This window comes from Gordonia jacobaea (assembly GCF_001186365.1).
Lineage (GTDB): Bacteria > Actinomycetota > Actinomycetes > Mycobacteriales > Mycobacteriaceae > Gordonia > Gordonia jacobaea.
Map to the genome: position 1 here is coordinate 482,772 of NZ_LDTZ01000016.1, position 18,140 is coordinate 500,911.

The 18,140-nt window shown below is 68.0% G+C and carries 14 protein-coding genes; 9 read left to right on the forward strand and 5 right to left on the reverse strand.

Features of this window, described 5'->3' with window-relative positions; genetic code table 11:
* Positions 1-16: 16 nt before the first annotated feature.
* The gene (locus tag ABW18_RS10945; protein ID WP_049698967.1) at positions 17-1,636 is read right to left on the reverse strand and encodes a DEAD/DEAH box helicase; all 1,620 of its coding nucleotides are present in this window, start codon (positions 1,634-1,636) and stop codon (positions 17-19) included.
* A 346-nt stretch (positions 1,637-1,982) separates the two neighbouring features.
* On the opposite strand from ABW18_RS10945, the gene ABW18_RS10950 reads away from it, so the two are divergent.
* Both ABW18_RS10950 and ABW18_RS10955 read left to right on the forward strand, forming a co-directional pair.
* Complete coding sequence (locus ABW18_RS10950) at positions 1,983-2,714, forward strand: ferritin-like fold-containing protein (protein WP_049699073.1); 732 nt, start codon at positions 1,983-1,985, stop codon at positions 2,712-2,714.
* A gap of 236 nt (positions 2,715-2,950) precedes the next feature.
* Positions 2,951-3,181, forward strand: a complete 231-nt coding sequence (locus ABW18_RS10955) for a DUF3107 domain-containing protein (protein ID WP_049698968.1) — start codon at positions 2,951-2,953, stop codon at positions 3,179-3,181.
* A 65-nt stretch (positions 3,182-3,246) separates the two neighbouring features.
* Here ABW18_RS10955 and ABW18_RS10960 read toward each other — a convergent pair whose 3' ends face one another.
* On the reverse strand, positions 3,247-3,942 hold the full coding sequence (locus ABW18_RS10960; protein WP_049698969.1) for an HTH-type transcriptional activator FasR: 696 nt from the start codon (positions 3,940-3,942) through the stop codon (positions 3,247-3,249).
* A 324-nt stretch (positions 3,943-4,266) separates the two neighbouring features.
* Here ABW18_RS10960 and ABW18_RS10965 point away from each other — a divergent pair, with 324 nt between their 5' ends.
* From ABW18_RS10965 to ABW18_RS10975, 3 genes are all read left to right on the forward strand, one after another.
* Positions 4,267-5,298, forward strand: a complete 1,032-nt coding sequence (locus ABW18_RS10965) for a DUF3152 domain-containing protein (RefSeq protein ID WP_414651998.1) — start codon at positions 4,267-4,269, stop codon at positions 5,296-5,298.
* 103 nt (positions 5,299-5,401) lie between these two features.
* On the forward strand, positions 5,402-6,574 hold the full coding sequence (gene moeZ / locus ABW18_RS10970) for an adenylyltransferase/sulfurtransferase MoeZ (RefSeq protein WP_049698971.1): 1,173 nt from the start codon (positions 5,402-5,404) through the stop codon (positions 6,572-6,574).
* A gap of 78 nt (positions 6,575-6,652) precedes the next feature.
* A complete protein-coding gene (locus ABW18_RS10975) occupies positions 6,653-7,507 on the forward strand; it encodes a TIGR02569 family protein (RefSeq protein ID WP_049698972.1) in 855 nt (284 codons plus the stop codon).
* 25 nt (positions 7,508-7,532) lie between these two features.
* Here ABW18_RS10975 and ABW18_RS10980 read toward each other — a convergent pair whose 3' ends face one another.
* Together ABW18_RS10980 and ABW18_RS10985 are read right to left on the reverse strand one after the other, a co-directional pair.
* On the reverse strand, positions 7,533-7,838 hold the full coding sequence (locus tag ABW18_RS10980; RefSeq protein WP_049698973.1) for an MGMT family protein: 306 nt from the start codon (positions 7,836-7,838) through the stop codon (positions 7,533-7,535).
* Between the two features lie 7 nt (positions 7,839-7,845).
* Positions 7,846-8,625: an alpha/beta fold hydrolase gene (locus ABW18_RS10985; RefSeq protein WP_049698974.1), complete on the reverse strand. Its 780-nt coding sequence runs from the start codon at positions 8,623-8,625 to the stop codon at positions 7,846-7,848.
* A gap of 197 nt (positions 8,626-8,822) precedes the next feature.
* Here ABW18_RS10985 and ABW18_RS10990 point away from each other — a divergent pair, with 197 nt between their 5' ends.
* From ABW18_RS10990 to nudC, 4 genes are read left to right on the forward strand one after another with little or no spacing between them, the layout of a single operon-like run.
* Positions 8,823-12,227: an ATP-dependent helicase gene (locus ABW18_RS10990; RefSeq protein ID WP_049698975.1), complete on the forward strand. Its 3,405-nt coding sequence runs from the start codon at positions 8,823-8,825 to the stop codon at positions 12,225-12,227.
* Positions 12,220-15,681, forward strand: a complete 3,462-nt coding sequence (locus ABW18_RS10995) for an ATP-dependent DNA helicase (RefSeq protein WP_049698976.1) — start codon at positions 12,220-12,222, stop codon at positions 15,679-15,681. Before ABW18_RS10990 ends, ABW18_RS10995 begins: the two co-directional genes overlap by 8 nt.
* 55 nt (positions 15,682-15,736) lie before the next feature.
* Positions 15,737-16,807, forward strand: a complete 1,071-nt coding sequence (locus tag ABW18_RS11000) for a potassium channel family protein (protein WP_049698977.1) — start codon at positions 15,737-15,739, stop codon at positions 16,805-16,807.
* Between the two features lie 34 nt (positions 16,808-16,841).
* On the forward strand, positions 16,842-17,780 hold the full coding sequence (nudC, locus tag ABW18_RS11005; protein ID WP_049698978.1) for an NAD(+) diphosphatase: 939 nt from the start codon (positions 16,842-16,844) through the stop codon (positions 17,778-17,780).
* 11 nt (positions 17,781-17,791) lie between these two features.
* Here the strand turns inward: nudC and ABW18_RS11010 are convergent, their stop codons facing one another.
* Positions 17,792-18,058: a mycoredoxin gene (locus tag ABW18_RS11010; RefSeq protein WP_049698979.1), complete on the reverse strand. Its 267-nt coding sequence runs from the start codon at positions 18,056-18,058 to the stop codon at positions 17,792-17,794.
* Positions 18,059-18,140: the final 82 nt, after the last annotated feature.

Sequence of the window (18,140 nt, forward strand, 5' to 3'; positions counted from 1 at the left end):
TCACCTCGGCGCTGTCCTAGTCGGCCGTGGCGGTCGCCGGTGCCGAGTCTGCTGCGTGAGCGGCGGTCGCGTCGGACCCGCGGCCTGCGCCTCCGCGTCGACGACGACGCCGACGCGGCTTGCTCTCGCCGGTCCCGGCCGACGCCGCGTCGTCAGTGTTGGACGCCGTCGCCTTGCCTGCATCGGACGCGTTGTCTGCCTCGGACGAGGAGTTCTTGTCGCCGTTCGACGCTGCGGCCGCGTTGGAGCCGGACTTGCCGCCTCGGGTGCGACGTCGCGTACGCGAACTCGTGGTGCGCTCGGCGCGGGGAGTGCGCTCGACGCGTTCGCCTTCGGGGCGCTCGCGCTTGGGCGCGGCGACACGGCCCGTGGCCGACTCGGGGATACCGAGCTCTTCGCGCAGGTGATCCGACGTCGAGTAGGTCTCGGCGGGCTCGGGCACGCCGAGCTTGAGTGCCGAATCGATGAGCTCCCAGCGATGCAGCTCGTCCCAATCGACGAGTGTGATGGCGATACCCGTACGGCCGGCGCGACCCGTGCGACCGATGCGGTGCACGTAGGTCTTGTCGTCGTCGGGGCACTGGTAGTTGATGACGTGCGTGACGTCGTCGATGTCGATACCGCGTGCCGCGACATCGGTGGCGACGAGCACGTCGATCTCTCCGGTACGGAACTTCTTGAGTGCCTTCTCGCGCGCCACCTGGCCGAGGTCGCCGTGGACGGCGCCCACGGAGAAGCCGCGCTCGGCGAGGTCGTCTGCGACCTTCTGGGCGGTGCGCTTGGTGCGCGTGAAGATCATGGTCGCGCCGCGGCCGTCGGCCTGGAGGATGCGTGCGACGAGTTCGGCCTTGTCCATCGCGTGGGCGCGGTACACGTACTGCGTGGTGCGCTCGTGCACCGCGGAGTCGTTGGCGTGCTCTGCGCGGATGTGCGTCGGACGCTGCAAGAACGTCCGGGCGAGGGTGACGATCGGGCCGGGCATGGTCGCGGAGAAGAGCATCGTCTGCTTCTGCTCGGGCAGTGCCGACATGATGCGCTCGATGTCGGGGAGGAAGCCGAGGTCGAGCATCTCGTCGGCCTCGTCGAGAACCAGGACGGCGACCTTGCCGAGGATCAGGTGGCCCTGCTGCGCGAGGTCGAGGAGACGGCCGGGCGTGCCGACGACGACGTCGACGCCCTTGTTGAGCTCGGCGATCTGCGACTCGTACGGACGGCCGCCGTAGATGGAGGCGATGGTGAAGGGGCGCTGCTCGCCCGTGGGGAGCGTGACGGTGAGGTTCTTTGCCGCGACCTCCAGATCTCCGGTGACCTGCACACAGAGTTCGCGGGTCGGCACGATCACGAGCGCGCGGGGAGTGTTGTCGAGCGGGCGCAGGCCGCTCTCCTCGGCGTGCATCAGGCGGTGCAGCAGCGGAATGCCGAATCCGAAGGTCTTGCCCATACCCGTGCGGGCCTGGCCGATCAGGTCGCTGCCTGCCAGTGCGAGGGGGAGGGTGAGCTCCTGGATCGCGAATGTGTGGGTCTTACCGTCCGCGATCAGCGCGTCGACGATGTGCTCGTCGACGCCGAGCTCGGCGAAGGTGGGAGAGGTGTGGGTGTCGTCGACGATGGTCGTCTGCACGCCGGGTTCTGTCATGTTTTCTTGTGTGCCTTTCGCATCTGTTCCAGCACGCACGAAAAGGCTCCACTGAGAAGATCACCGCGATTTGTCGGCGGTGACATGCAGGTCTTCGCTTCCGGAGTAGTCCGAACTGCGAAGGCGTGGGCTCGATGAGTGCGCGCGCAATGTCTGGTGCCCCGCGGTCGGTGTGGATCGTTGCCTACAGGTCACGCGGTGTCGCGGCGACGATCTCGATCCCGCCCGGATGATCCCATTCTGTTGTGCATGGGAGTCCTCGGCGTACCAAGATGTCACGGTCGCGTCAGTGCACCGTTGTCAAGTGTACTTGGTGAAGCGATCGCAGCCGACCTACCATCGCCTCATGTCGTCTGCCGCGCCTTCATCCGAGTCTTCTGCTGAGTCACCCTCTGGGCCGTCCTCGTCCTCTGAGTCGGCCTCCGTCACCTCGGTCGATCAGGAGGATCCGGCGATCGGCAAGCTCTACTCGGTGCTGCTCGCGGGCGAGTTCGCCGCCTTCCACCGACTGATCGACGAGACGGCAATGGCGCCCGATGTGCAGGGGCGCATCAACATCGCACGCATGGTCGCTTCGGAGATCGCGCACTTCGAGAGGCTGTCCGAGCAGGTGAGCCGACGCGGCATCGACCCTGCGGAAGCCGTGGTGCGCTACAGCGGGGTGTTCGACGAGTACCACCGCGTCACCAATCCCAAGACCTGGTACGAGGCGCTGGTGAAGGCATACATCGCCGACGGACTGGCAGCCGACTTCTACGCGGAGGTCTCCGGTGCTCTGCCCGCAGGACCTCGCGCGGTGGTCGCCGAGGTGATGTCGGCGACGGGCAGTTCGGCATTCGCGCGCGAGGAGGTGCGCAAAGCCATCGACGCCAACCCCTCGCTGCGGTCGCCGCTGACGCTGTGGGGACGTCGCCTGCTCGGCGAGGCCATCACTCACGCGCAATGGGTGCTCGCGGCGGAGGAGGAGGTCACCGACCTGCTCTTCGCAGGCGCGGCGTCGTTGCAGGGCATGGCGGGATTCTTCGACGTCGTCGCCGACCGGCACAGCGCACGCATGGCCGACCTCGGGCTCGGCTGAGACGTTCCGATCCGCTGCGCGTTCGGGTTCGTTCGCTGTCAGCGGAGCGGGTGTCCGTGTGGCGCGACCCTGCACTAGCCTTATGCCGAAGGCATTGAATTAGCACTGTGCCGAAGGCTTGCGGCGCTCGAGTGATCGGGCGCCGGAGTCGTGCAAGACGAGAAGTCGCGCGCGACGACTCGCCTCACACATCAGTCGCGCGACTTCCGCGCGACGTCGCCAACGGAAGGGTGGCCATGTCCGTCGAAGTGAAGATCGGCATCACCGACAGCCCGCGAGAACTGTCCATCCAGTCGACGCTCAGCGGCGACAAGGCCTTGGCCGCCGTGGAGTCCGCCCTCGCCGGCAAAGAGGCGTTGCTGACGCTGACCGACGACAAGGGTTCGCGATTCCTGATCCCGGTCACCAAGATCGCCTACGTCGAGGTCGGCAGCTCGGAGACGCGACGCGTCGGATTCGGGAGCTGATCGCACCCAGGAGCTGGTCCAGGCCCCCGACGGTCATTGCGACCGGAGGGGGCCGATCTCGTGGGTTACTCGGCAGCGGAGGGTGCGGCGTCGGTCTCGAACGCGTGCCCGGCCTGTTCGGGGGTGCCGGATTCGCCATGCTTCGGCACGCGCGACAACCCGCCCCAGAGCAGCGCGACCGTGGTGTCGACCGCTTCGCTCTTGGCGATGGGGCGCTTGGCCTCGAGCCAGTATCTGGCGTTGACCTGACTCGCGCCGACCAGCCCGGCCGCGAGCATCCGTGAACGGTAGGGGTCGAGCCCGGAATCGTGCATGACGAGCCCGTAGACGGCGTCGACGCATGCCTCGGTCGCGCCCTCGACGCGACGGATCACCGCGGGATCCAGAGCGTCGGAGGAGAAGATCAGCCGGTAACCGGAATTGTCCTCATCGATGAAATTGAAGAACGCCTCTACTGCCGCCCGGACACGCTGCCGGTTGTCGGTGGTGGTGAGCAGTGCGTTGTTCACGTCGGTCACGAGCTTCTCGGCGTGCGAGTCGACGACCGCGATGTAGAGATCGAGCTTCGACGGAAAGTGTTGGTACAGAACGGGTTTGCTCACTCCTGCGTGGACAGCGATCTCGTCCATGCCTGCCGAGTGGTAGCCGCGTTCGACGAAGATCTCGCTGGCGGCGTCGAGGAGTTGTCGCCGCCGTGCGCTGCGGGGCATCCGGGTCCCGTTTCTGGTACCCGATGACGATGCGTTGGCGGTAGGTGGCATGGATATAGGGTACTCGGGCCGCTCGGCAACGTGACCGGGGTCGCACCCTTTGTCGACTGTCGGGTGTCGTGCCGGTGGCCCAGGGGTGGCCGGGTGCCGTCGGCCTCCCGGGATTGCGTGGGCACCTGTGAGAAAGTTGTCCGTGTGAGCCACACAGACAGTGGGCCCGAACAGTCGGGGGACGACGTCGACCTATCCCGTCGGGACAACGGATCGACCCGCCGGGGCGGCGCATCGACACGTCGGGTCAGGGCAGGGGACGCGGCGCGTGAGGCACGTTCGCAGCAGCGGGCGTCGCGGTCGTCGGTTGAGGACACCACCCGGATCGAAAAGGTCCGGACAGGCACGACGCCCCCTTCGGGAGTGACGTCCAACCCGGGCCACCGCCCGCGGTCGCGTCCGCTGCCGGATCAGCCGCTACGGGCGCGGTGGGACCCGACCGACGACAACGGGCGGGCCAGGGTCGACCGCGACGCCCAACCAGAGCGGAAGAAGCAGAGCGCGCTCGGTCGCTTCGTCTCCACGTACGGGTGGCGCGCGTACGCGATTCCGGTCCTGATCATCCTCACCATCGTGCTGATCGTGGTCACCGTGAGCGACGACGGGTCGAGTTCGGACGCGCAGAGTTCCGACGTCACGCCGGCAGCCCAGCGCAACACCGACGTCACCAAGGAGACCAAGCCGGTCGGTGCTCCTACGTCGTCGATCAAGGACGTGTCGCTACCCGCGGGAACCCTGCCCGACGGCGGGCCCTACACGCAGCAGGGTAAGAAGACCTTCCACGTCGTCCCGGGTGCGGGAAAGCAGATCGGCACCGGACCGCAGGTCTACACCTACACAGTCGAGGTCGAGGATGGGGTCGCGCCGTCGGATTACGGCAGTGATCGCACCTTCGGCAAGATGGTCGACGCCACGCTCGCCAACAATCGCAGTTGGATCGGCGACGGCAAGGTGGCGTTTCGGCGCATCGCCGACGGCGAGCCGGATCTGCGGGTCTCGCTCAGTTCACCTGGCACCGCGCGAGAGCTGTGCGGCTACCAGATCAAACTCGAGACGTCGTGCTTCTACCCACCCGACAAGCGGGTGACCATCAATGAAGCCCGGTGGGTGCGGGGTGCGCTGTCCTACGAGGGCGACGACGTCGCCTATCGGCAGTACCTCATCAATCACGAGGTGGGCCACGGCATCGGCTACGAGCACCACGAGCCGTGCAAGCACAACGGGGCGCTGGCGCCGGTGATGATGCAGCAGTCCTTCGGCGTCGCGAATTCTCAGATCATGGCGCTCGACCCCGACATGCAGGCCGACAAGGCGTTCGTGTGCAAACCGAATCCGTGGCCGTTCCCCGACAGGTGAGCGCCACGCGTCGAGGCTGTCGGGAATGCCCGTGTGGGACGAGTCGTTGCCTAGATGAGTCGGTTTTCCTTTCCAGACGGTATTTCTAGACGGAGGCGTCCACGTGTCCCTGCCACCGCTTGTCGCACCAGCGGCAGAACTCTCCAATGACGAAGTAGCCCGCTACAGCAGGCACCTGATCATTCCCGATGTGGGGATGGACGGTCAGAAACGGTTGAAGAACGCCAGGGTGCTCGTCATCGGCGCCGGTGGACTCGGTTCCCCGACGCTGCTCTACCTCGCGGCAGCGGGTGTGGGAACAATCGGCATCGTCGAATTCGACGTCGTCGACGAGTCGAATCTGCAGCGACAGGTCATCCACGGACAGTCAGACATCGGTCGGCCGAAGGCCGAGAGCGCTCGTGACTCGATCCAGGAGATCAATCCGTACGTCACCGTCAACATTCACGATGAACGGCTCGAGCCGGAAGGCGCGATCGAACTGTTCTCGAAGTACGACCTCATCATCGACGGCACCGACAACTTCGCGACCCGGTACCTGGTCAACGACGCCGCGGTGCTCGCGCACAAGCCGTACGTGTGGGGATCGATCTATCGGTTCGAGGGCCAGGCGTCGGTGTTCTGGGAGGACGCACCCGACGGACGCGGCATCAACTATCGCGATCTGTATCCGCAGGCGCCGCCGCCCGGGATGGTTCCCTCCTGCGCGGAGGGTGGCGTTCTCGGCATTCTCTGCGCGTCGATCGGCTCGATCATGGGTACCGAGGCCATCAAACTGATCTGCGGTATCGGCGAGCCGTTGCTCGGTCGTCTGATGGTCTACGACGCGCTGGACATGACCTATCGAACCATCAAGATCCGCAAAGACCCTGAGGGCGAACGCATCTCCGGACTCATCGACTACGAGGAGTTCTGCGGTGTGGTCTCCGACGAGGCCGCGCAGGCAGCCGACGGTTCGACGCTCACTCCGCGCGAACTGAAGGAGCGTCTCGATGCCGGCGAAAAGCTGGCGCTGATCGACGTCCGCGAGCCCGTCGAATGGGACATCGTGCACATCGACGGTGCCACGCTGGTCCCGAAGGGCGACATCCTCTCCGGTACGGCGCTCGCGCAGATCCCGCAGGACCGTCCGACGGTGCTCTACTGCAAGACCGGTATCCGGTCCGCCGAGGCGCTTGCCGCGTTGAAACGTGCGGGTTTTGCCGACGCCACTCACCTTCAGGGTGGGGTCACCGCGTGGGCCAATCAGGTCGACAAGGAACTGCCGGTCTACTAGGCGTCGTTCGTCGCAAGTCCCGGCGCGCCCCGCGTCGCTGCAGCACATACGGCGTTGTGCTCGGTAATCTCTGCAGACGTGCAGAATCCGCAACCGCCCGATCACGTGCTCAACACGTTCGGGCTCACCTCTCACCCGCCCATCGCCATGGGCGACACCTGGGTGGGTGGCTGGCGGGTCGGCGAGGTGGTGTTGTCCCTCGTACCCGACCACGCGCGGGCAGCGTGGTCGGCGTCTGTGCGCGAGAACCTCTACGTCGAGGGACTGCGCGTCGCACGACCGTTCCGCGCGACCGACGGGCGGTACGTCGTATCGGGGTGGCGCGCGGACACCTACATCGCCGGGTCTCCCGAACCTCGACACGACGAGGTACTCGCCGTCGGTGATCGCCTCCACGAGGTGCTCGCCGATCTCGAACGTCCACGCTTCCTGTTGCAGCAGCCGGCACCGCCGCACACCGACGTCGACGTGTTCGCCGCGGCCGACCGCGCCGCGTGGGAAGACGTGCCGTTGCGTTCGGCGCGCGCCGCCGGAATGAGCGAACCCACGTCCGACGACGGCAAGCGCAGCGTCGACATGCTGAAAACCCTCGGAACGCTGCGCAAGCCTGTCGACGTGCCGTCGCAGGTGGTGCACGGCGATCTGTTCGGCACTGTCCTCTTCGCGGGTGCGGCCGCCCCCGGCATCACCGACATCGTGCCCTACTGGCGTCCGGCTCCGTGGGCGTCGGCGGTCGTCGTCGTCGACTCGCTTGCGTGGGGCGGGGCCGACGATGAACTGGTGCAGCGGTGGTCCGACCAACCCGAATGGGCGCAGATGATGTTGCGCGCCACCATGTTCCGGCTCGCGGTACACGCCCTGCATCCACGCTCGACTGCCGGCGCGCTGCCGGGACTCGCGCGGGTCGTCGACATCGTGCGGATGATGCTCTAGCGGCGCTCTCGGCCGGATCGGTACATCACGACGTCGGGATCTCCCAGCGGCAGTCGCGCAGCGCGACGCGGTCGTCGGTGACGGGTACGCCCTCGGCGCGCAGTCGTTCCAATTGACGCGCTGCCAGGTGTGCCGCGGGGCGCCCCGACGCCGGAACAACCCGATGCCACGGCAGGTCCGCGGTGTCGGTGCGCATGATCCAGCCGACGATCCGCGGTGACGAGAGCCCCGCTGCGGCCGCGAGGTCGCCGTAGGTGCTCACCTGGCCTACCGGGATGGCCGCGACGAGATCGCGCACCACTTCGACGTCGGCCTCGCTGATCCGGGCCAACGGCTTTTCACTTGCCTTCGCGGACGAGTTTGGCGCACAGGTCGGGTTCGAGGAACGGCACCATGTGTGCGCAGTCGGCGTGGTGGACGGTGACGTCTGGTCGCTCCGCCGCGCAGGCGTCGAGGAATGCGCGACCGACGAACGGCGGGTCGACGCGGTCGGCGACGACTACGTCGGTACCGACGCCACGCGGGGGTAGGACGAACGGTCGCGCCATCTCGCTCCACGCTGTCGCCGCGGCGGGCTCGCTGATCCGCCACCCGACCCGGCCGTGTGGACGGTCGACGAGATGCTCGTCGAGTTCGCGATCGAGGTCGTCGGTCGGAACGTCGGCCCACCCCTCGGACAGCTTCGCGGCGCGCGCGGCGTCGGCGTTGGCGTAGTCCCAGTTGTCGAGGCTGTCGGTGGACACTTCGAGCGCGAACACCGGGTCGAGGCCCTGGGCGGGATCGAGGAGGACGAGCCGACGAACCCGGTCGGGCATGCGCGCGGCGAGGCGTACGGCGATGGCACCACCGAAGGAGTGGCCGACCAGCACGAACGGTTCGGTGGCGCCGAGCTGTGTCTCGACAGCGGTGGCGACGGCGTCGACGTGGTCGTCGAGTCCCCACGGCGGCCGCCACGGCGACCTGCCGTGCCCGAGGAGATCGGGAGCGATCACGCGGAGCTCGGGAATGCTGCTCGACGCAAAGTGTTCCCATCGTCGGCCGTGGCCGGTGAGACCGTGCAGTGCGACGACCGCCGGGCCGTCCGGAGGGCCGAAGACGTAGGTGTGCAGCGGAGCCATGAACTCATCATGCCCCGCGGCGTATGCGTTCGGTGTGCGCCACCCCGACTGCTCGTCCGGGTGGGGAAGTCGTCGGAACGGGTGTCGGAGGCGCGTGATTCGATGGACTCGTGGCTCGACGACAAGGGGGACTGGGACCGTCCCGGACGCAGACACCCCGCACACGCCCTCGTGAGGGGCAGGGTGGCGGCACGGCTATGCGCACCCATCTCGTCGCATCGACCACCGGGCCCAACGGTGCGCAGGGGGCCGCGCAGCCGAGGGTCTGGCCCGCGCAGGTGCAGGCTGTCATCGACGGTGAGGCACCGGCCCCTGGCGACGGCTCGAGCTGGCAACCCTGGCGGGTGCACGGCGGGCCCGGAACAGGCAAGACGTCGCTCGTCGTCGACGCCGCCGTCGCGCGGTTGCTGTCTGCCGACACGGATCCGGAGTCGATCCTCGTGCTCGCGTCGAGTAGGCGCGCGGCGGTCGCGCTGCGCGAACGGATCACCCGCAGGGTGTTGGCGGCGTCGGGTGGCTTCGGAACAGGTGCAGGCGGCGCGTTGCGCGAACCCCTCGTCCGCACGATCCACTCGTACGCCTTCGCCATCCTGAGGTTGCAGGCGAGCGCTCACGGCAATCCGCCGCCTCGTCTGATCACCGGTTCGGAGCAAGACGTCGTGCTGCGGGAACTGCTCGCGGGCGATATCGAAGACGGTGCGGGCTACTGGCCCAAGTTGCTGCGTCCCGCGCTGGGCACCGACGGCTTCGCGCAGGCACTGCGCGACCTCATGATGCGGGCCGCTGAACGCGGCGTCGGCCCCGAAGAACTCGCGTCGCTCGGCCGCGCACACCGCCGCCCCGAATGGATCGCCGCCGCGCGGGCATACGCACAATACGAGCAGAACATGCTGTTGCGCGGGGCCGTGGGGCTCGCGACTCCCGGTGCGTCGGCGCCCGCGGTCGACGCCGCAGAGCTCGTCGGGTCGGCACTGTCGGCGTTCGCGACAGATCCCGAGCTTCTCGCGGGGCAGCGCAGTCGCATCCGGCACCTGATCGTCGACGACGCGCAGCACCTCGACCCGCAGGCAGCAGAACTGGTCCGACTCGTCGGCACCGGAACCGAATCGACGATCATCGCCGCCGACACCGACCAATCGATCTTCGGATTCCGCGGTGCGAGCCCGCGTTTCGCCGACGGACTGGCCGATCCGGGGTCTGAACGCGACATCGTGTTGAGCGAGAACTTCCGCTCGCATCCCGACATCGGCGAGGTCGGCCGTGCGCTCGCATCGCGGCTCCCCGGTGCCCGGCCGCATCCCTATCCACGCGCGTCGGCAACCGCGGACGGCGAGGCCGGCGCGGCGGTCAGGGTGTTCTCGTCGGCAGCCAAGGAGGCCACAGCCATCGCCGACCTGCTGCGTCGTGCCCATCTGTTCGAGGGTGTCCCGTGGTCCGACATGGCGGTCATTGTGCGATCGGTCCATCTCGCATTGCCCGCGCTGCGGCGAGCGTTCCGATCCGCGGGCGTCCCGCTGACAACGCCCACCTCCGATCTGCCGATCCACCGGCAACGTTCCGTCGCGGCGCTGATGACGGTGCTGTGCGCGGTCGCGGCGCGCTCGGACGCAGCTGAGGAAGCTCCTTCTCCCGACGAGACGTTCTCCATCGACGACACCGTCGCGTTGCTGACCGGCCCCATCGGGGCCGCCGATCCGGGCGCGATGCGCCGGCTGCGTCGTGGTGTGCGCAGGTGCGACGAGAAGGCGGAACGGGCTGCGTCGTCGGCGGGAGACGCCGCGGGTGTGACTGCGGCGCAACGTGATTCGCTGACATCGTTGCGGGAGGCGCTGCTCGACGACGAGGTTGCGCAGCGCTACCTGCGCGCGCTGTCCGACGCCGAAGCCGCGCCGTTGCGCCGTGCGCTCGATGTGATCGCTGCGGCGTTGCGTGCTCATCGTGCCCGACGCGGCGTCGAGGAGACACTGTGGGCCGCATGGCAGGCGAGTGGGCTCGAGCGTCGGTGGGTCGGCAGTGCGATCCGGGGCGGGCCCGCGGGTGAGCAGGCCGACCGCGATCTCGACGCGATGATGGCGATGTTCGAGGCGGCAGGCGACTTCGCCGACACCCTCCCGTCTGCCGGTCCCGCGGCATTCGTGCACTACCTGAGCCAGCTGCAGATCCCGCGTGATTCCCGAACCGCCTCTGCGGCAGCCGATTCCGTGACGGTGCTGTCCGCGCACGCCGCGGCGGGCCGCGAGTGGGAGGTCGTCGCTGTCGCGGGTGTCCTCGACGGGCTCTGGCCCTCGTTGCGGAGTCGGGGCAGCGTGCTCGCCACCGCAGAACTCGTCGACCTGCTCGACGGCGTCGCACCCGACGGGATCGACGTCGTCACGCGAGGTGCCGGGGCGCTGGCCGACGAGCGGCGTCTGTTGCTCGTCGCGTGCACGCGGGCGCGGCGTCGACTTCTCGTCACAGCGGTCGAGGACGGTAGCGGCGACGCATCGCCATCGAGGTTCGTCGCCGAAATCGCCGCGGCGCTCGGCAGCGCGTCCGACACCGACACAGATGAGCCGCAGGTCATCGAGGGTGTCGCACTCGATCCCGGCGTCGACCGTGTTCTCTCGCTCCCGTCGCTGGTGGCCACCCTGCGGTCCGTGGTGATCGCCGGTGCGCAGGAGCCAGAACTCGACGATCGCACCAGGGCGGCCGCCGAACTCCTTGCCACACTTGCCGATTCCGACATCCCGGGTGCGCACCCGCGTGATTGGTTCGGTCTGGCAGAGGTGAGCACCGATGCGCCGCTGTGGCGCGCCGACGACGGGCCGATCACGCTGTCGCCGTCGAACATCGAGAGTCTGAGCAGGTGCTCGCTGCGTTGGCTGCTCGAACGCAACGGTGGGCGCGACGGCGATGCCACGCCCGCGATCGCGGGCAGTCTGGTGCACACGCTCGTGCAAGCGGTTGCGGGCAACATCGACCCGGCCGAGGTGACCGGCGCGCTGCGCGACATCTGGGAGCGCGTCGACACCGGAGCCGCGTGGTATTCGGCGCACGAGTTGGAACGGGCCGAGGAGATGCTCACCAATTTCCGTGACTGGCTGCGTATTTCGCGCGATGACCTGCGCGAGCGTGGTGTCGAATCGGCCATCGACGCCACGGTGCCCGACATCGACGACGATCCACCGGTTCGGTTGCGCGGTCGCGTCGACCGGCTCGAGGCCGACTCGGCGGGCAGGCCTGTCGTCGTCGATGTGAAGACCGCGAAGACCGCGGTGTCGCGCGCCGATGCCGAGGAGCACGCACAGCTCGCCGCCTACCAGGTGGCGCTTGCGCACGGCGGTGCGGCGCAGTTTCCGCCCGACGCCGACGGCACGCTCGAACCCGGGGGTGGCCGCTTGGTGTTCGTGTCGGCGAATAATGCGTCGACGGGCGCGGCCGAGCGTGTCCAACCTCCGCTCACGCCCGAACTGCTCGACGAGTGGATCACCGTGGTGCGGTCGGCGGCCAAAGCGAGTGTCGGGCCGGTGTTCGACGCGACGCCCAACCCCGGCTGCGGACACTGTGCATTGCACACGAGTTGTCCCGCCCAGTTGCGTGGCAAGGCGGTGATCGATGACTGACGTCGATGTGAGGCGCGCGCGTGTCTCCGCGACCTCGTTGGCCGCCGCGCTCGGATTGCCCCTACCGACAACCGAACAGGTCGCGGTGATCGAGGCGCCGCTGGAACCGCTGCTCGTGGTCGCCGGTGCCGGTGCGGGCAAGACCGAGACCATGGCGTCGCGGGTCGTGTGGCTCGTCGCCAACGGACTGGTGTCACCCGACGAGATCCTCGGACTCACCTTCACCCGCAAGGCGGCCAGCGAGCTCGGGGCCCGCATCCGGCGTCGACTCTCGATGCTCGCGGGGTCGCCCGCCCTGGTGAACTGGGACCCCGACGGCATGCTGGCCGCACGGCTGCGTTCCGCCGACCCCGAGGTGAGTACCTATCACGCGTACGCGGGCAGGCTCATCGCCGATTACGGGCTACTGCTGCCCGTCGAACCGAGTTCGACGCTGCTGAGTGAGACCGAGCTCTGGCAACTCGCGTTCTCGATCGTGTCGAACTGGACGGGGCCGCTGCACACCACCAAGGTGCCCTCCGGCGTGACCGAGGCCGTGCTGCGGTTGCACGGCGAGATGGCAGAACACCTCGTCGATCTCGACACGCTGACCGCGTGGGGCGACGATCTGCGGTCGATGGTCGATACGTTGCCGCCCGGTCCGCGGCAGCGTGCGGCGCCGAGCAAAGACCTCATCAAGATCCAGGAGGTCATCGACGAGCGTCGCGAACTGCTGCCGATGGTGGCAGCGCTGCGCGATGCGATGCGTGAACAGTCCGCTCTCGACTTCGGCAGTCAGATGTCGCTGGCCGCCCAACTGGTGCAACGCAATCCGGATGTCGCGGCGGGCGAGCGGCGCTCGTTCCGGGCCGTGCTTCTCGACGAGTATCAGGACACGGGCCATTCACAGCGCATCCTGTTGTCCACGCTGTTCGGCGGTGCGGCTACGAAAGCCTCTGGAGGCGAACGCATTCCGACGGTCGCTGTTACGGCGGTCGGCGATCCGATCCAGTCCATCTACGGCTGGCGCGGAGCGTCCGCGGCGAATCTGCCTCGCTTCACCGCCGATTTCCCGCGCTCCGACGGCAGGCCCTCGGAACGACTCGAATTGCTGACGAGCTGGCGTAACCCCTCACACACTCTCGAGCTTGCGAACCGGACGTCGGAAGAGTTGCGGCGCAGAGGAATTCCGGTCAGTGTGCTGCGTCCGCGACCCGACGCGCCGTCGGGGACCGTCTCGATGGCGCTCACCTCGACGGTCGTCGACGAGCGGGCATGGGTGGGTGAGGCCATCGAACGTCATTACCGTGACGCCGAGCGTGACGGCGTCGACCCGCCGACCGTCGCGATCCTGGTGCGTCGCAACGAGGATTCGGCACCGTTGGCGGCAGAACTCGAGAGTCGGGGAATTCCGGCCGAGGTGATCGGTATCGGCGGGTTGCTCCATGTACCGGAGATCGAGGACGTCGTCGCGACGCTGCGGTTGATGGCAGATCCGATGGCCGGGACCGCGGCGATGCGGCTCCTGACCGGCGCGCGTTGGCAGTTGGGTGCCGCCGACATCGCCGCACTGTGGCGGAGGGCCACCAATCTCGCCGCCGACGCCATCGCTGCGTCCGGTGGTGCGGTCACCAGCCGCGAAGAACTCGATGCCGCGCTCGACGCCGTGCTGCCGACCGAGGTCGTCGACCGTGCCGGAATCGCCGACGCCGTCGTCGATCCGGGCGACCCGGAGGCGTACACACCGCAGGGATACGCCCGTATCCGGGCGTTCGGCGCGCAGTTGGAGGCGCTGCGTAGGCGCATCGGCCAGCCGCTGCCCGAGCTCGTCGCCGACGTCGAGAACACGATCGGCGTCGGCATCGAGGCTCAGATCAGGGCCCGTCGCATGCGTGGCGCGATCACCGGCCGCGAACATCTCGACGCCTTTGCCGAGTACGTCACCGCGTACGCCGACCGTCCCGGCGCCAATCTGCCCGGCCTGCTGGCCTTTCTCGACACCGCCGAGACCATCGAGAAGGGACTCGAACCCGGCCGGATCGAGGTGGCCGAGCAGCGTGTCCAGATCCTCACGGTGCATGCGGCCAAGGGACTTGAGTGGGATGTCGTCGCGCTGCCGCACGTCGCGGCACGGATCTTCCCCGGTGGGAGGGCCGACACGACGTGGATGCGCAGCGCCAAGGAGTTGCCGGGGCCGCTGCGTGGCGACCTCGCGGAACCGGGGACGGGGGAGGGTTTCCCGACCTTCGACCTCGCAGCCGCCGGCATCAGCAACCGCAAAGAACTCGCCGAGGCGCTGACTCTGCACAAGGAGGCGATCGACGAGCGCAGGCTGGAGGAGGATCGTCGACTCCTCTACGTCGCGTTGACGCGAGCACGCCACGACCTGCTCGTCTCGGCGCACCACTGGAGCGAGACCGGCGACAAACCGCGCGGTGGGTCGGAGTTCTTCGACGAGCTCGTCGCCATCGTCTCCGACGCCATCGCCGACCCTGCCGTCGACTCCGACGGCCTCAGCATCGACGAGCTCGCCCCGCCACCGGACGATGGTGCGGCAAACCCGTTGGCCGAGCGGATCATTCGCGAGTCCTGGCCCGCGGATCGGTTGGGCGCGCGCCGCGGGGGAGTCGACGCCGCGGCACGACTCGTCCTCGACGCGGTCGCCGCGCGCAGCGCTCCCGCGCTCTTCGACGCACCCGCGGGCAATGCCGCCGGGTCGGACGCGACGGCCGAAGATCCTGAGATCGCGGAAGACCCTGAGATCGCGCAGTGGAGAGCGGAGGTCGACGCCCTGCTCGCCGAGCACCACCGAGGTAACCAAGCCGTCGTCGACGTCGCGCTCCCGACGCACCTGTCGGTCAGTCAACTCGTCGAACTCGACTCGGACGAAAGGGAATTCGCACGACGACTTCGCCGTCCGACACCGTTCCGGCCCAATCCGACGGCACGCCGCGGCACCGCATTCCACGCATGGGTGGAGCGGTGGTTCGGTGCGACGCGGCTACTCGATATCGACGAGCTACCGGGAGCCGCCGACTCCTCGGCCTCGCCGGACGCCGATCTCGACGCACTGCGCGACGCGTTCCTGGCGTCGAAGTGGGCGTCGCGCAATCCCAGCGAGGTCGAGGTCCCGTTCGAGACGGTCATCGGCGACACGGTGATCCGCGGCCGGATCGACGCGGTGTTCGCAGAACCCGACGGCTCGTGGGTCGTCGTCGACTGGAAGACGGGTGCGGTGCCCGGTGGTCGGCGCGACGGGGCGTCGAACGACTCGACCGTCGGTGGTGCGCAACGAGAATCCGTCGACATCCAGCTCGCCGCCTATCGGATCGCGTGGGCGCAGCTCGCGGGTGTGCCGGTCGAGCGGGTCAGTGCGGCGTTTCACTACGTCCGGCACAACTACACCCTCGAGCCCGAGGTGTTGCCCGACCATGACGATCTCGTCGCGCTGCTCGCGCGAGAGTCGGATCAGTGATACACCTCGCGGATGCATTAGATTCACACCCTGTGAAGCAAAGGTGGTTCGGCTGATGCGCGGACGCGGATTCCGACGTCGATGGCGGGGCGAGGAGCTGTCCGACGGCCCCGACTACGCACTCGTCGGCGTCGTCCGTATTCCGGAGCTCAAGCAGAGTCCCGCACGGGCGATCGGGCGTCGGGTCATCTTCGCTGTCGTCGCGCTCTTCTTCACGGCCATTCTCGTCTACGTCGACCGCAGTGGATACCGCGACGTTCAAGACAACCCGCTCTCATTTCTCGACGCGATGTACTACTCGGCTGTGACGTTGTCGACCACCGGCTACGGCGACATCACTCCGTTCAGTCCGTCGGCCCGCCTGCTCAACCTGCTGATCATCACTCCGCTACGCGTGCTGTTCCTGATCGTGTTGATCGGTACGACGCTCGAGGTGCTCACCGAGCGGTCTCGCCAAGCTCTCAAGATCCAGCGCTGGAGGAACAACGTGCGCAACCACACCGTCGTCATCGGGTACGGCACCAAGGGTCGTACCGCGGTCGACGCGATGATCGGCGACGGCATCAAGCCGTCCGAGATCGTCGTCGTCGACAACAACCCGGGTGTCCTCGAGCATGCGGAGGCCGACGGTCTCGTGACCGTCCGCGGCGACGCCACCAAGTCCGACGTCCTGCGGCTGGCCGGTGTCGCGCACGCTGCCAGCATCGTCGTGGCCGCCAACCGCGACGACACAGCCGTCCTCGCCACGCTGACGGCACGCGAACTTAATCCGCGCGCGAAGATCGTCGCGTCGATCAGGGAGTCGGAGAACACGCACCTGATGCGGCAGTCGGGTGCCAACTCGGTGGTCGTCTCGTCGGAGACGGCGGGCAGGCTCCTCGGTATCGCGACCATGACGCCGTCGGTCGTCGAGGTGATCGAGGACCTACTGACCCCCGACGCCGGCTATGCGATCGCCGAACGTGAAGTCGATCCGACCGAAACGGGCGGCTCGCCGGCCCACACCCGCGACATCGTCCTGGGCGTGCTGCGTAACGGTGTGCTGCACCGCGTCGACGACAGCGAGGTCGAGCAGATCGAGGCGGGCGACCGGCTGCTGTACGTCCGCAAGGGCGCGGGCGACTGACGTTCGCCACCGGCGAGCGAGTAGAACAGAGACCATGGGCGCCTTTGTCTTCGACCAACCGCCGCTGCTGTCCCGGGGCACGTTCGATCGTGCCGACGAGGTCCGTGACGAGCCCGACCGCATGCTTGCGGGCTGGCCGACAGCGCGCGTACTTCGCATCGATACGGGCGGTCGCTACCCCGTGGAGCCCGACGGGGCGCTGAGGTGGATCGACAGTTCTGAGTTCGGAGACGAGCCGCCGGTCGACGCGGTGTTCCTCGCGCACACTGATACCGACCTGTGGACGATCAGGGTCGAAGGACTCGACGGCAAGACCGCCGATCCCCGACGCGGGGCATCCCGACTCGACGCCGACGAGGCAGGGCTGCTCGCCACCGCGCTCGGCATCTTGAACTGGCATGCGACAGCGCGCTTTTCACCCGTCAACGGCTCGCCAACCGTCCCGGCGCGTGGCGGTTGGGTGCGTCGCAATCCGGAGACCGGCATCGACGAGTTCCCGCGCACCGACCCCGCGATCATCACCGTCGTCCACGACGGCGCCGACCGAATCCTGCTCGGACGCCAAGCCGTCTGGCCCGACCGGTGGTACTCGACGCTCGCGGGCTTCGTCGAACCGGGAGAGTCGTTGGAGCAGTGCGTGATCCGTGAGGTTCACGAAGAGGTCGGAATCGCCGTGCGCGAGCCGCGGTACCTGGGATCTCAGCCGTGGCCTTTCCCCAGATCACTCATGCTCGGCTTCTCCGCGATCGGTGACCCCGACGAACCGCTGCAGTTTCTCGACGGCGAGATCGGCGACGCGCAATGGTTCACGCGTGCCGAAGTGCTCGAGGCACTCGACCGCGGCGACGAATGGCTGCGGGGCATGCCCGAACCCGACGTCGCCGACGGCGAGGACGCCCCTCGGCTACTGCTGCCCGGCTCGATATCCATCGCGCGGGCGCTGGTCGAGGCCTGGGCCCGCACGCCCGCCTGACCGGGCCTGTCTCAGACGCCGAGCTTCTTCTTGACGTCGGTGATCGACGGATTCGTGGCGGTCGTGCCGTCGGCGTACTGGACCGTCGGGACAACATGGTTGCCACCGTTGACGCTGCCGACGAACTCGGCGGCGTCGGGGTTGCGCTCGATGTCGATCTCGGTCCACTCGAGGCCCGAGCTGCGCAGGGCCGTCTTGAGTCGTGCGCAGTAGCCGCACCACGATGTGGTGTACATGGTCAGCGCGGCGGGGGTCTGATTCTCAGATGTCTCGCTCATGGCATCCACAACACGAACTCGTCGGCGCGTGTTCCCGACCGGCTCTCGACGCCGACGAAGTGCACGCTCGGCCCAACACGGC